Here is a 14,868-nt window from a genome sequence, read left to right on the forward strand (position 1 = left end):
TAATATTAGCCATCTATAAATAGACGCCCTTTCGGGGTATGGTTAGCCCGAGCCGGGCATGGTAGATTGACGCCCGTTTGCCATAGTTCAAGGATGCCTGATGCTCACACTACTCGAAGATAAAATCGCCACTCCGCTGGGCCCACTGTGGGTAATCTGCGATGAAGCCTTTCATTTACGTGCTGTCGAGTGGGAAGAACACAGCGATCGCATGGTGGAGTTGTTGAATATTCATTATCGACGCGATGGCTATCAGCGTATCGCAGCCAATAATCCGGGCGGGTTAAGCCGGAAACTGCAGGATTATTTCGACGGCGATCTGTCGATCATCGACACGCTCCCCACCGCAACGGCCGGTACGCCTTTTCAGCGTGACGTCTGGCAGGCGCTGCGTACAATCCCCTGCGGTCAGGTGATACATTACGGCCAACTGGCGGAAACGCTGGGGCGCGCAGGTGCGGCGCGTGCGGTAGGCGCGGCGAATGGCGCAAACCCGGTCAGCATCGTAGTACCCTGCCACCGTGTGATTGGTCGGAACGGCACGTTGACCGGTTATGCGGGCGGTGTGCAGCGCAAAGAGTGGTTGCTCCGGCATGAAGGCTATCTGCTATTGTAAGAAAAGACGCATATTTAGTGCCCTTTTCCCCGAATGTTGTGGTAAAAACCTTGGCGAAGTGATGAAATATCAAGGAGATGATATCCGGTCATCTCTTCTCATTTCTCTCCCCCGTTTCAATAATCGTGAATTGACGTTTTGCCAGGCTTACGTGCTCAATAAAAAGATGTTAAAATTGACCAATATCAATTACGGCGTTGAGCAGACCTATGATCCCGGAAAAGCGAATTATACGACGCATACAGTCTGGCGGATGTGCAATACATTGTCAGGATTGCAGCATTAGCCAGCTTTGCATCCCGTTTACCCTCAATGAACACGAGCTGGATCAGCTCGATAACATCATTGAGCGCAAGAAGCCCATCCAGAAAGGTCAGACGCTGTTTAAAGCAGGGGATGAACTGAAATCACTGTACGCTATCCGCTCCGGTACGATTAAAAGCTATACCATTACCGAGCAGGGTGACGAACAGATCACCGGTTTCCATCTGGCGGGCGATCTGGTCGGTTTTGATGCGATTGGCACTGGCCATCACCCCAGCTTCGCGCAAGCACTGGAAACATCCATGGTTTGCGAAATCCCCTTTGAAACGCTCGACGATCTGTCCGGCAAGATGCCCAACCTGCGTCAGCAGATGATGCGTCTGATGAGCGGCGAAATCAAAGGCGACCAGGATATGATCCTGTTGTTGTCGAAAAAGAATGCGGAAGAGCGTCTGGCAGCGTTTATTTATAACCTGTCCCGCCGTTTCGCTCAGCGTGGTTTCTCGCCGCGCGAGTTCCGTTTGACCATGACCCGCGGTGACATTGGTAACTATCTGGGTCTGACCGTTGAGACCATCAGTCGTCTGCTGGGCCGCTTCCAGAAGAGCGGCATGCTCGCGGTAAAAGGCAAATATATTACGATCGAAAACAGCGATATACTGGCTCAACTGGCCGGTCATTCCCGTAACGTTGCCTGAGTTTTACCCCCTCTCTTTTAGACCTTCGCCAGCGCATTAAATTTTTCTGATTTATTGATCTGGCTGAAGGTTTTCCCTGTTTCATTCAGCGCTAATGGGTTATCTTTTATTTACAGACTGTGGTGACAGATGTAAGGAGACCCTGTATGGCTAAATATCAGAATATGTTGGTCGCCATCGATCCTAATCAGGACGATCAGCCAGCATTACGACGTGCTGTGTATTTGCATCAACGGATTGGTGGCAGAATCAAAGCATTTTTGCCCATCTATGACTTCTCTTACGAGATGACCACCCTTCTGTCCCCTGATGAGCGTACAGCAATGCGCCAGGGCGTGATCAGCCAGCGTACCGCCTGGATCCGCGAGCAGGCGAAATATTACATTGATGCTGGTGTGCCGATTGAGATTAAAGTGGTCTGGCATAACCGTCCTTTCGAAGCCATCATTCAGGAAGTGCTGGCAGGCGGTCACGATCTGTTGCTGAAAATGACCCACCAGCACGACAAACTGGAGTCGGTGATTTTCACCCCGACCGACTGGCATCTGCTGCGTAAATGCCCTTGCCCGGTGTGGATGGTTAAAGATCAGCCATGGCCGGAAGGCGGTAAAGCCGTTGTCGCCGTCAATCTGGCCAGCGAAGAGCTTTACCACAACTCACTTAATGAAAAACTGGTTAAAGAGACGCTGCAACTGGCCGAACAGGTTAACCATACCGAGGTGCATCTGGTGGGTGCCTATCCGGTTACGCCAATCAATATTGCTATCGAATTACCGGAATTCGATCCCAGCGTCTATAACGACGCGATCCGCGGTCAACACCTGCTGGCGATGAAAGCGTTGCGGCAGAAATTTGGCATCGATGAAAAACTGACACACGTTGAGAAAGGCTTACCGGAAGAGGTGATCCCGGACCTGGCCGAACACCTGCAAGCCGGTATTGTGGTACTCGGTACCGTCGGGCGCACCGGGATTTCTGCAGCTTTTCTGGGGAATACCGCTGAGCAGGTTATCGATCATCTGCGCTGCGACTTACTGGTGATCAAGCCGGATGAATATCAATCGCCGGTAGAACTTGATGACGATGAAGATGACTAACGCATGAAGCCAGAAACCCGCGAAAGCGGGTTTCTTTTTATGCCCTTGTGTTTGCCGGAGCCCATTCACCTTCGACGGCCAGCCCGCCCCTGAGCTGAACATTCGGCAACGCCAGCTCTATTCCCTGCTCCGCCAGCTTCTCCATAATGCGTATATTGATCTCCTGCTGAATATCCATGTATTTGTTGTAATCAGCGGTACTGACAATATGCACCACTTCAACGTTGAGCCTGTCGGAGCCGAAACCCTGGAAATGCGCCCGGTCAAAACGTGTTTCCCCCACCTCGGTGATGATGGTGCGGATCAACTCTCCGACCTTACGCAGCTTATCTGGCGGCGTCGTTAACGCCAGCCCAAATGTAAAGACGATACGGCGCGTTTGCATGCGTTTGTAGTTATGCAAGGTTTGTTGCAACAGGATGGCATTCCCACAGACAATCTGCTCGCCGCTCAGGCTGCGAATACGCGTGGTTTTAAGCCCAATGTGTTCGATAGTTCCGGCGACATCATTGAAGACCACAAAATCGCCTATTTCGAAGGGCTTATCGAAACCGATAGAGAGTGACGCGAACACATCGCTAAGGATGGTTTGCACCGCCAGCGCAATGGCGATACCGCCCACGCCCAGACTGGCGACCAGGGCGGTAATATTGACACCGACGTTGGCCAGAATCGACAGCAGCATGATCGTCCAGAGCATCATGCGCAACAGCAGGCCCGCAATTACCATGGTCACTGGATTACGGCTCGCACCGGGGGTGTACATCAGATGACGCATCCATGAAACAACACCTTGATCAAACCAAAGTGCCATCTGGATCGCCAGTACCAGGAACCAGGCATGCCCGAGGGTACTGAACAGGCGGTCAGGAAGCTCGACAAAACGTAAACTGAACAGCAGAGCCGCAATAAAAAGCAGGAACCGGCTGGTTCGGCCGATCATGTCCACCAGGACATGCTGCATTTTTCCAACACCGTTCTGCCTCTGCCCCCAGTTTTGGGCACCTTTAAGTAAGACAGCCAATAAGCGTTTAAACAACCAGTAAATGAGACAGGTCACCACAACTACCGTGGCAAGACCGAACCAGAATGATGGCTGCATCAGCATCGATATAAAGTCAAAGCGTGACAGAAACGCCATTCTCCCTCCGCATAAAAAACATAAAGATAAAAGTATAGACGTTACTTTTTAGCGGATAGCGGGCAAAAAAATACCGCTCCGAAGAGCGGTATTGCGCATTTCACAACGCGAAATTATAGCGCTTTAAGGATTGCATCAACGCTGGCTTTGGCATCGCCAAACAGCATCTGGGTGTTCTCTTTAAAGAACAGCGGGTTTTGCACGCCCGCGTAGCCGGTGTTCATTGAGCGTTTGAAAACGATGACATTCTGCGCTTTCCACACTTCCAGAACCGGCATTCCGGCGATTGGACTTTTCGGATCGTCCTGTGCGGCCGGGTTAACCGTATCGTTCGCGCCAATCACCAGAACGGTGTCGGTCTCTGCGAAGTCATCGTTGATCTCGTCCATTTCCAGTACGATGTCGTACGGCACTTTCGCTTCCGCTAACAGTACGTTCATATGGCCCGGCAGACGCCCGGCGACCGGGTGAATACCGAAGCGCACTTTCACGCCGCGCGCACGCAGTTTTTCAGTAATTTCCGCCACCGGATACTGCGCCTGCGCCACTGCCATGCCATAGCCCGGGGTGATTATCACAGAGTGTGAGTTTTTCAGCATTTCCGCCGTTTCTTCCGCACTGATTTCGCGGTGCTCGCCGACTTCCTCATCGCTGCCGGAAGACGAACCGTCCGTACCGAAACCACCGGCAATCACGCTGATAAAGGAGCGGTTCATCGCCTTACACATAATGTAGGAGAGGATCGCCCCTGAGGAACCCACCAGCGCACCGGTAACGATCAACAGGTCGTTGCTGAGCATAAAGCCCGCTGCCGCCGCTGCCCAACCGGAGTAGGAGTTCAGCATCGACACAACCACCGGCATATCCGCACCGCCAATAGATGCCACCAGATGCCAGCCGAACACCAGTGCAATAATGGTCATCAGCAGCAGCGCCAACACCTGTACGCCAACGCTTTCAGTACGGACAAAAGCCACCAACAGTACAAAAGAGACCACCAGCGCCGCCAGGTTCAGTTTGTGGCGGTGCGGCAACATTAACGGTTTGGACGAAATCTTGCCACGCAGTTTACCGAACGCAACGATGGAGCCGGTGAACGTCACCGCACCAATAAAGATGCCGAGGAACACTTCCGTCAGGTGAATATTCACCATGACCGGTGCCAGACCCGGCTCATGATCGAGATAGCTGTTGAAACCCACCAGCACAGCAGCCAGACCCACGAAGCTGTGCAACACAGCCACCAGCTCCGGCATTTCAGTCATTTCGACTTTCTTCGCCAGACGAATACCGATCGCCCCGCCGATAACCATCGCCACCAGGATCCAGGCGACATTGCCGGTATCCGGGCCAAAAATAGTGGCCACCAGCGCAATCGCCATACCGGCGACGCCAAAGTTATTACCCTGCTGGGAGGTTTCATGCTTGGAAAGCCCCGCCAGACTGAAAATAAACAGGATCGCGGCAACAATGTATGCAGCTGTAACTAATCCTCCAGACATGTGTTACCCCTTAGTTCTTCCGGAACATTTTCAGCATGCGCTGAGTGACGGTGAAACCACCAAAAATATTAATGCTGGCGATCAGTACCGCAATAAAGCTTAAGAAGCTGACCCAGCCGCCATGGCCAATCTGCAACAACGCGCCCACCACAATAATGCCGGAGATAGCATTCGTGACCGACATCAGCGGCGTATGCAATGCATGGGAGACATTCCAGACCACGTAATAACCGACGACGCAGGAAAGCGCGAAGACGGTGAAATGACCGAGGAACTCTTTCGGCGCAACGTCCGCCAGCCAGCCAAACAGAACAATCGCCAGCGCCATCAGCGCATATTTGCGCCACGGAGAGGTGGGTTTGACCTCTTCTTTTGGCTCTGCTGCTGCTTTTGGTGCAGCTTGCGGTTGAGCAGAAACCTGAATCGGCGGCGCCGGCCAGGTCACTTCGCCATCACGCACAACGGTCACACCGCGCACCACGACATCGTCAAAGTCGACAACCACATTGCCGTCTTTTTCCGCACACAGCAGTTTCAGCAGGTTAACGAGGTTGGTACCATAAAGTTGGGAAGACTGCGTCGGCAAGCGACCCGGCAGATCGGTATAACCAATGATTTTAACGCCATTCGCAGTGGTGCTGATTTCATTCGGTACAGTGTATTCGCAGTTACCGCCATTTTGCGCAGCCAGATCGACAATCACGCTGCCCGGTTTCATGGAATCCACCATCTCACAGGTGATCAGCTTCGGTGCCGGTTTTCCCGGGATCAGCGCAGTCGTGACGATAATATCGACATCTTTCGCCTGTGCGGCGAAGAGTTCCATTTCCGCTTTAATAAAGGCTTCGGACATCACTTTTGCATAGCCGTCGCCGCTGCCCGCTTCTTCCTCAAAATCCAGCTCAAGGAATTCCGCGCCCATACTCTGCACCTGCTCTTTCACTTCCGGGCGGGTATCAAAAGCACGCACAATCGCGCCAAGGCTGTTGGCTGCGCCAATCGCGGCAAGCCCTGCCACGCCCGCGCCAATCACCATCACTTTTGCAGGCGGCACTTTACCAGCTGCGGTAATTTGACCGGTGAAGAAACGACCGAACTCATGCGCGGCTTCAACGATGGCACGGTAACCCGCAATGTTGGCCATCGAACTGAGCGCATCCAGCGCTTGCGCACGGGAGATACGCGGTACGGAGTCCATTGCCATCACGGTCACGTTACGCGCGGCCAGCTTCTCCATCAGCGCCGGATTCTGCGCAGGCCAGATAAAGCTTATCAGCGTTGTGCCGGGGTTAAGCAGTGCAATCTCTTCATCGTCAGGCGCGTTAACTTTAAGGATAACGTCCGAATGCCAGACATTGCTGCCATCGACAATCGTCGCCCCGGACTGGGTGAACGCATCGTCATCGAAACTTGCCAGTTTGCCAGCGCCGCTTTCAATCGCGACAGTGAAACCCAATTTCAGCAATTGCTCGACCGTTTTCGGCGTCGCGGCAACGCGGGTTTCATTGGCCAACCGTTCTTTAGGTACACCAATACGCATAGTTTTCCCTTCCATCGGTTTTAGATGATGGTTTGTCAGTCGTCACCGGAACAACCGGCATCTGTTGAACAGCATTACGGAGTGTGTCCCGGAAAATAAAACAGTAACAAACTTTCTATAACCTACTGAAAATAACGCTTGTGATCCACCGCCGGAAAACAGAATTTGTGCTTTTATCAGTGAAAACCAGCCATCAGCCGGGGCTGGTAAGGTTATTTGCCTTTAATTCGTTATAACAGGCCGATATTCCGCTCAAGCGAAGCGGCAAAACACGATTAATCTCCAGTGCGGAATCGTCTTTTAACAATACATTAACTTAAAAAAGTCATAATCTTTATCTGTTTTGCTGGTCAAGCGGCTGTTTTTTCAACATATCACTTAAGGTTATCGTTATTAACCCACCCCATAGCACAGTCAGTGAAAAATGACGCAGACAGTGGCTCTGATTAAATGCAATAATCGTCGACGTTTTCTCAACAACAACACCAGTTTATGGTTTGCGCAAGGCGAAGGACTATTTTTATGAAGCTCAAGTACACCCTCCTGGCGTCAGCACTCCTCTCTGCGACTGCTTTGTCAGCCAACGCAGCGACAGAGTTAACACCGGAGCAAGCAGCGGCGGTGAAACCTTATGATCGTGTCGTGATAATCGGCCGCTTTAACTCTATCGGCGATGTTGTTAAAGCCGTTTCCGACCGTGCGGACAAAGATGGTGCCGCCTCTTTCTATGTTGTTGACTCTGCCGATTACGGCAACAGTGGCAACCAACGCGTTACCGCCGATTTATACAAAGCTGATGCAGCAAAAGCTGAAAACCCTGCATTTCGCGTGATTAACGGCGTAGTGGAATTACCGAAAGACAAAGCCGTAGAACTTGAGCCATACGATACGGTGACCGTACAGGGCTTCTACCGTACCCAGCCGGAAGTGAATGATGCCATTACGAAGGCCGCCAAAGAGAAAGGCGCCGCCTCTTTTTATATCGTTCGCCAGGTCGACACCAACCAGGGTGGTAATCAGATGATCACCGCTTTTATCTATAAAGCGGATGCGAAAAAACGCGTCATCCAAAGCGCTGATGCGATTCCACGTGACTCCGACGCGGGCCGCGCTGCGCTGGCAAAAGGTGGTGAAGAAGCGAAGAAAGTGGAAATCCCGGGTGTTGCCAGCGATGCCACGCCTGGTTTGGGCGTCGGCCGTTTCTTCGAAACGCAATCCACTTCCGGTGGTCGTTACACTGTCACGCTTCCTGACGGTACAAAAATTGAAGAGCTGAATAAAATTACCGCTGCACAGATGGTGCCATTTGATAGCATCAAGTTCACTGGTAACTACGGCAATATGTCGGAAGTCTCTTACCAGGTCGCCAAACGTGCGGCACAAAAAGGTGCCAAGTACTATCACATTACCCGTGAGTGGTCCGAGCGTGGCAACAACATGACCATCAGTGCGGATCTCTACAAATAACCAGCACTGATGAATCAGGCGGCTTCGGCCGCCTTTTTTTGATCTTTTTCCTCTCTTTTTCACAAAATTGTCGCCGTCCTCATTGCATGCCTTTGCGACTCTCCGTAAAATCCCGCGCCTTAGTGATATCCACCATATTTATGCGCCCCGGCAAAATAATTATTCTGGATGAGTGGCTTTTTTGACAGGATAACAATGGAAAAGAAACTTGGCCTTAGCGCTTTGACTGCTCTCGTTTTAAGCTCAATGCTCGGCGCTGGCGTCTTCAGCCTTCCACAGAATATGGCGGAGGTCGCCAGTCCTGCGGCTTTACTGATCGGCTGGGCCATTACCGGCGCAGGGATTTTACTTCTGGCTTTCGCCATGCTGATCCTGACCCGTATTCGACCGGACCTCGACGGTGGGATTTTTACCTATGCTCGTGCAGGCTTCGGTGAGCTGGTTGGCTTCTGTTCCGCATGGGGGTACTGGCTGTGCGCGGTGATAGCCAACGTTTCCTACCTGGTGATCGTTTTCTCTGCGCTCAGTTTCTTTACCGATACACCGCAACTACGTCTGTTTGGCGATGGCAATACCTGGCAGTCTATTGTGGGTGCATCGGCGCTGCTGTGGATTGTCCATGCTCTGGTGCTACGCGGTGTGCAGACTGCGGCAAGTATCAACCTGGTGGCAACGCTGGCGAAGTTAGTCCCGTTGGGCTTGTTTGTGGTACTGGCGGCAGTGGCGTTTAATGTCGACACATTCAAATTTGACTTTAGCGGCGTTGCGCTCGGCGTGCCGGTCTGGGAACAGGTTAAAAACACCATGCTGATCACCCTGTGGGTGTTTATCGGTGTGGAAGGTGCCGTGGTGGTTTCTGCTCGCGCGCGTAACAAACGGGATGTCGGCCGCGCCACGCTGCTGGCGGTACTGGCGGCGCTGGGTGTCTACCTGCTGGTGACACTGCTGTCGCTCGGGGTGGTGCCGCGAGCCGAACTGGCGGGAATTCGTAACCCGTCAATGGCCGGATTGATGGTCAGACTGATCGGTAGCTGGGGTGAGGTGATTATCGCCGCCGGGCTGATCGTGTCGGTGTGCGGCGCTTACTTGAGCTGGACAATTATGGCAGCGGAAGTCCCGTTGCTGGCAGCGACACATAAAGCGTTCCCGCGTATTTTCGCCCATCAAAATAAAAATAATGCCCCTGCCGCATCGCTGTGGCTGACCAACATCAGCGTACAGGTCTCACTGGTGCTGATCTGGCTGACGGGGTCTGATTACAATACGCTGCTGACGATCGCGTCTGAGATGATCCTCGTGCCCTATTTCCTGGTGGGTGCCTATTTGCTGAAAATCGCCAGCCGTCCGCTGCATCAGGCCGTTGCAATCGGTGCATGTCTGTATGGATTATGGCTGCTGTACGCCTCCGGGCCCATGCACTTATTATTGTCAGTGGTACTGTATGCGCCAGGTTTACTGGTCTTTATGTATGCCCGCCGCACCCATGAAATGACCGAGTTGCTCAAGCGCCGGGAAAAAGCGCTGATTGGTCTGTTGCTGATCGCGGCGGTTCCCGCAACATGGCTGCTGGTGAAATAACTTAGTGGAGGCGGCTCCAACAAAAGATAAGCAGCCAGGCGCTGAGGCTCCAGCAGAGCACCGCACAGCCCAGCGCCGGCCAGACCCGCATAAAGCCGGTGAAATACCACAGCGAGAGCAGATAGATAAAATAGGGAATGATCGCCCACATTCCAAAAATAACAGTGGTACGTAGCGCCTCAATACCGCGCTCCGTTGCAACAATATAATGTGCAATCAAGGCGAAGGTGGGAAAGAGCGGGATTAACCCGGCAATGTAGTAATTCTTCGTTTTTGCCAGTAACCCAATCAGCAACACCACTAACGCACCGATCGCTGCTTTAATAACCAACCCCATAATTTGGCCTTTATTACTTCAACAACAAAGACCTACAGCATAACGGAACACGTCTTGTTTAGAAAAGATTAATGGCAGGTTGCAGCAAGGCGGTGTATGTTGACGTTTTTAGTCAATCGCAATGGCTTATGAATAAGATCGTTTTTGTAGAAGACGACCCGGAAGTGGGCGCGTTGATCGCCGCTTATCTGGGCAAACACGATATGGATGTCATTGTAGAACCTCGCGGTGATCGCGCCGAAGAGGTCATCGCACGGGTCAATCCTGAACTGGTGCTACTGGATATTATGCTGCCCGGTAAAGATGGTATGACGTTGTGTCGCGATTTACGTCAGCAGTGGAATGGCCCGATTGTTCTGCTCACCTCCCTCGACAGTGATATGAACCATATCCTTTCGCTGGAAATGGGCGCCAATGATTATATTCTTAAAACCACACCGCCCGCCGTGTTGCTGGCCCGGTTGCGTTTGCATTTACGCCAACGTACCAGTACGCCAGCAGAGCCAGCAGCGCCTCCCCTGAAGCAACACAACATTATTCGTTTTGGCACGCTATCGATTGATCCGGTAAACCGTCAGGTGCTGCTGAGCGGCGAAGAGGTGATCCTTTCTACTGCGGACTTCGATTTGCTCTGGGAGCTGGCCACGCACGCCGGGCAGATTATGGATCGCGATGCGCTGTTGAAAAATTTGCGCGGTGTGACTTACGACGGCCTTGATCGCAGCGTGGATGTGGCGATTTCTCGCCTGCGGAAAAAACTGCTCGACAGCGCCACAGAGCCTTACCGCATCAAAACCGTACGCAATAAAGGCTATCTGTTTGCCCCGCATGCGTGGGACAACTAAAAAAGCATTTAACCAGGTGTCACTATGAAGAAGCTGTTCGTCCAGTTTTACCTTCTGCTGTTCGTGTGCTTTATCGTGATGACGATGCTGGTGGGCCTGGTATATAAATTTACGGCCGAGCGTGCAGGTCGCCAGACCCTTGATGATCTGATGAAGAGTTCACTCTATTTGATGCGCAGCGAGCTGCGAGAAATTCCGCCGCATCAGTGGGCTAATACCCTGAAAGAGCTGGATCTGAATCTCTCCTTTAATCTGCGTATCGAGCCTATGAACAAATTCACGCTCGATGCGCCGCATGCTCAACGTCTGCGTGAAGGCGACATTGTGGCACTGGATTCTGAATACACCTTCATTCAGCGTATTCCGCGTAGCCACTATGTACTGGCCGTAGGGCCGGTGCCGTATCTGTTTTTCCTGCATGAAATGCGCCTGCTGGATATGGCGCTGATGGCCTTTATCGCTATCTCCCTCGCTTTTCCGGTGTTTATCTGGATGCGGCCACACTGGCAAGAGATGCTACGGCTTGAATCCGCCGCGCAACGCTTTGGCGAAGGCCATCTTGAGGAACGTATCCATTTTGACAGCGCGTCAAGTTTTGAGCGGTTAGGCATCGCCTTTAACCAAATGGCGGACAACATTAATGCGTTGATCGCCAGTAAAAAGCAGCTCATTGACGGTATCGCGCATGAATTGCGAACGCCGCTGGTCCGGCTGCGTTACCGGCTGGAGATGAGCGATAACCTTAGCGAGGCCGAACATGCCGCGCTGAACCGCGATATCGGGCAACTGGAGGCGCTGATCGAAGAGCTGCTGACCTACGCCCGTCTTGACCGCCCACAAACCGAACTGAAACTGACCAGCCCGGATCTCCCTGCCTGGTTTAACAGCTATATGGATGATGCCCGGACGATGAATCCGCAGCACCAACTATTACTGACTTGTACACCCGGCGATGATTACGGCGCGCTGGATATGCGTCTGATGGAGCGGGTACTGGATAATCTGGTGAATAATGCGCTGCGCTATTGCCAGCAAACGGTCAAAGTCACGTTGCAACGCCAGGGTTCACAGGCCAGTCTGATCGTTGAAGACGATGGCCCGGGCATCGCGCCGGAAGAACGTCAGCGTGTATTTGAGCCCTTTGTCCGCCTTGATCCCAGCCGCGATCGCGCCACAGGCGGCTGCGGTCTTGGGCTGGCCATTGTCCACTCCATTGCCCAGGCATTTGGCGGCGAAGTGCTGTGTTCGCAAAGCGAACTGGGCGGCGCGCAATTTACCTTCAACTGGCCCATCTACCATCACATTGTGCTGCCCTGATAAGCAGCAACCGCGCAGTGGCCGAAATCCTGCACCTGTGTTATAACTTAAAAGTATGTTGTAACTAATAAGGACAGATAATGACTGCATTAGACCTTATCGATCGCCTTAATACGACCTTTCGCCAGCTTGAGCATGAGCTGGCTGCATTGAAAACGGAATTGAATGCATGCCGTTTAATGGCCGCGCGCGTGTTTACGCTGCCGGCGATCCCGAAAGGTGCTGAGCACGACCCGCTGTCGTGCATTCATGTGCAGCAGCATATTGGTCAATCTGCAGCAGAGCTTGCGCTACGCCATTACACGCATCTGTTTATCCAGCAGCAGTCAGAAAACCGCAGCAGTAAAGCCGCAGTGCGCCTGCCGGGGGTGCTTTGTTACCAGACGAATGCAGTGACGCGCGCCATGCTGGAAAAACGCGTCAGCACCATTAACGCACTGAAACTTACCTTTGAGCGCATTGTCACCGTGGAATCAGGCCTTGCCTCCGCAGCCCGTTTTGAATGGGTGCACCGTCACCTGCCGGGTTTGATCACCCTGAATGCCTACCGGACACTGACCGTCATTGACGCGCCAGCCACCATCCGCTTTGGCTGGGCCAATAAGCACATTATTAAGAACCTCACCCGTGATGAGGTGCTGGCACAACTGGAAAAAAGTATGAAATCCCCACGCGCCGTCGCCGCCTGGACGCGGGAACAGTGGCTGGTTCGGGTCGAGCAGGAGTACAACGACATTGCTGCCCTGCCGAAACAGGCGCGGTTGAAGATCAAGCGGCCGGTAAAAGTGCAGCCGATTGCGCGGGTCTGGTATTCAGGGTCGCAAAAACAGGTGCAATACGCCTGCCCGACCCCGCTGATTGCTTTTATTTCTGAGGAAAATGGCGGAACGGTGCCAGACATCGGCGAACTGCTGGATTACCACGCCGATAATGTTCAGCACCGGTATAAACCTGAGGCACAGCCGCTAACGCTGATGATCCCGCGACTGCACCTCTATCTTGCGGATTAGGCGGGTTTCATGCTGCCAACCATCGATTCCGGGCGTACCCAACTGTCAAACTCGGCTTCTGTCAGATAGCCGAGCGCCAGCGCCGAAGCTTTCAGCGTAAGTCCTTCCTTGTGCGCTTTCTTGGCGATTTCCGCCGCTTTGTCGTAACCGATATGGGTATTGAGCGCCGTCACCAACATCAGTGACTCATTAAGCAGTTGATCAATTCGCTCACGGTTCGGTTCAATGCCCACCGCACAGTGCGCATTAAAGCTTTCCATTCCATCTGCCAGTAAGCGCACAGATTGCAGGAAATTGTGGATCACCAGCGGGCGAAAAACGTTGAGTTCAAAGTTGCCGGATGCGCCGCCAATGTTTACCGCCACATCATTGCCCAACACCTGCGCGCAGAGCATCGTCATGGCTTCGCACTGGGTGGGGTTGACTTTACCCGGCATGATCGAGCTACCAGGTTCGTTTTCCGGAATGGCGATTTCCCCGATACCGCAACGGGGACCGGAAGCCAGCCAGCGGACATCGTTGGCAATCTTCATGAGCGACGCCGCCAGCCCTTTCAACGCGCCATGCATCTGCACCAGTGCATCGCAGGTCGCCAGCGCTTCGAATTTATTCGGCGCGGTGATAAACGGTTGCCGGGTAATATTCGCCAGCTCTTCCGCCACGCGCCTGGCATATTCCGGATGGGTATTCAGCCCGGTGCCAACGGCAGTACCGCCCAGCGCCAGCTCACCAAGGTGCGGCAGGTTCAGTTCAATGTGTTTGAGATTGTGCTCCAGCATCGCCACCCAGCCGGAGATCTCCTGGCCGAGCGTTAGCGGCGTGGCATCCTGCAAATGTGTACGGCCAATTTTGACGATATCAGCAAAGGCGATAGATTTTTCGCTGAGTGTCTGCTTCAGTACCTGAAGCTGGGGCAGTAAATGTTCGCGGACCGCAATCACTGCCGCCACATGCATCGCGGTGGGAAACACGTCATTCGAACTCTGGCTTTTATTGACGTCATCATTGGGATGGATTTTACGCGCCATGCCGCGAACACCACCGAGGATCTCGCTACCGCGATTTGCCAACACCTCATTCATGTTCATATTGCTTTGCGTGCCGGAGCCGGTCTGCCAGATTGCCAGCGGAAACTCATCGGGATGCTTCCCCTCCAGCACCTCATCCGCCGCCGCGATAATGGCGCCGGCTTTTTCGGCAGGCAGCAACCCCAGATCCTGGTTAACCTTCGCTGCCGCACGTTTGGTCAGCGCCAGCGCGTGGATCAGCGAGACCGGCATTTTTTCCGTCGATATACGGAAATGCTCGAGCGATCGCTGGGTCTGCGCTCCCCACAGCTTATCGGCCGGGACGTCAATCGCGCCCATTGAATCTTTCTCACTGCGATGCGTTGTCATTACTTTCTCCTTGAATACAAAGTGGTGTTGAGTGCCGACATTGCTCACCTGCAAACAAG

At 53.1% G+C, this 14,868-nt stretch carries 13 protein-coding genes; 8 read left to right on the forward strand and 5 right to left on the reverse strand.

All coding sequences use genetic code 11. From position 1 onward, the window contains the following. The first annotated feature begins 100 nt into the window (after positions 1–100). From ogt to uspE, 3 genes are all read left to right on the forward strand, one after another. Positions 101–616 (forward strand): methylated-DNA--[protein]-cysteine S-methyltransferase, encoded by a 516-nt coding sequence (ogt, locus tag O9K67_RS13635; RefSeq protein ID WP_061495445.1) that lies wholly within the window; start codon positions 101–103, stop codon positions 614–616. Between the two features lie 209 nt (positions 617–825). After that, positions 826–1,578 carry a fumarate/nitrate reduction transcriptional regulator Fnr gene (gene fnr, locus O9K67_RS13640; protein WP_061495443.1) on the forward strand — a complete coding sequence of 251 codons (753 nt, stop codon included), beginning with the start codon at positions 826–828 and terminating at the stop codon, positions 1,576–1,578. Between the two features lie 146 nt (positions 1,579–1,724). After that, on the forward strand, positions 1,725–2,675 hold the full coding sequence (uspE, locus tag O9K67_RS13645; protein WP_061495440.1) for a universal stress protein UspE: 951 nt from the start codon (positions 1,725–1,727) through the stop codon (positions 2,673–2,675). A gap of 37 nt (positions 2,676–2,712) precedes the next feature. Here the strand turns inward: uspE and O9K67_RS13650 are convergent, their stop codons facing one another. From O9K67_RS13650 to pntA, 3 genes are all read right to left on the reverse strand, one after another. After that, positions 2,713–3,816 carry a mechanosensitive ion channel family protein gene (locus tag O9K67_RS13650; protein WP_061495438.1) on the reverse strand — a complete coding sequence of 368 codons (1,104 nt, stop codon included), beginning with the start codon at positions 3,814–3,816 and terminating at the stop codon, positions 2,713–2,715. Between the two features lie 113 nt (positions 3,817–3,929). Then, positions 3,930–5,318 (reverse strand): Re/Si-specific NAD(P)(+) transhydrogenase subunit beta, encoded by a 1,389-nt coding sequence (pntB, locus tag O9K67_RS13655; RefSeq protein ID WP_061495435.1) that lies wholly within the window; start codon positions 5,316–5,318, stop codon positions 3,930–3,932. A gap of 10 nt (positions 5,319–5,328) precedes the next feature. Further along, entirely contained in the window at positions 5,329–6,858 is a 1,530-nt protein-coding gene (gene pntA, locus O9K67_RS13660; protein WP_061495432.1) for a Re/Si-specific NAD(P)(+) transhydrogenase subunit alpha, read from the reverse strand. Positions 6,859–7,380: 522 nt separating this feature from the next. On the opposite strand from pntA, the gene ydgH reads away from it, so the two are divergent. Both ydgH and O9K67_RS13670 read left to right on the forward strand, forming a co-directional pair. Then, positions 7,381–8,325, forward strand: coding sequence for a DUF1471 family protein YdgH (gene ydgH / locus O9K67_RS13665; RefSeq protein ID WP_061495429.1), 945 nt, complete (start codon positions 7,381–7,383; stop codon positions 8,323–8,325). 195 nt (positions 8,326–8,520) lie between these two features. Beyond that, complete coding sequence (locus tag O9K67_RS13670) at positions 8,521–9,903, forward strand: amino acid permease (protein WP_061495426.1); 1,383 nt, start codon at positions 8,521–8,523, stop codon at positions 9,901–9,903. 1 nt (position 9,904) lies between these two features. Here O9K67_RS13670 and O9K67_RS13675 read toward each other — a convergent pair whose 3' ends face one another. Then, a complete protein-coding gene (locus O9K67_RS13675) occupies positions 9,905–10,240 on the reverse strand; it encodes a GlpM family protein (RefSeq protein WP_061495423.1) in 336 nt (111 codons plus the stop codon). A 128-nt stretch (positions 10,241–10,368) separates the two neighbouring features. Here O9K67_RS13675 and rstA point away from each other — a divergent pair, with 128 nt between their 5' ends. The 3 genes from rstA to tus all read left to right on the forward strand — a co-directional run bounded on the left by rstA (position 10,369) and on the right by tus (position 13,412). After that, a complete protein-coding gene (rstA, locus tag O9K67_RS13680) occupies positions 10,369–11,085 on the forward strand; it encodes a two-component system response regulator RstA (protein WP_061500002.1) in 717 nt (238 codons plus the stop codon). A gap of 24 nt (positions 11,086–11,109) precedes the next feature. Continuing rightward, complete coding sequence (rstB, locus tag O9K67_RS13685; RefSeq protein WP_061495421.1) at positions 11,110–12,402, forward strand: two-component system sensor histidine kinase RstB; 1,293 nt, start codon at positions 11,110–11,112, stop codon at positions 12,400–12,402. An 80-nt stretch (positions 12,403–12,482) separates the two neighbouring features. Beyond that, positions 12,483–13,412, forward strand: coding sequence for a DNA replication terminus site-binding protein (gene tus / locus O9K67_RS13690; RefSeq protein WP_061495417.1), 930 nt, complete (start codon positions 12,483–12,485; stop codon positions 13,410–13,412). Here tus and fumC read toward each other — a convergent pair. After that, entirely contained in the window at positions 13,409–14,809 is a 1,401-nt protein-coding gene (gene fumC, locus O9K67_RS13695; RefSeq protein ID WP_061495415.1) for a class II fumarate hydratase, read from the reverse strand. The genes tus and fumC overlap by 4 nt on opposite strands. Positions 14,810–14,868 lie beyond the last annotated feature (59 nt).

This window comes from Kosakonia oryzendophytica (genome assembly GCF_027886705.1).
GTDB lineage: Bacteria > Pseudomonadota > Gammaproteobacteria > Enterobacterales > Enterobacteriaceae > Kosakonia > Kosakonia oryzendophytica.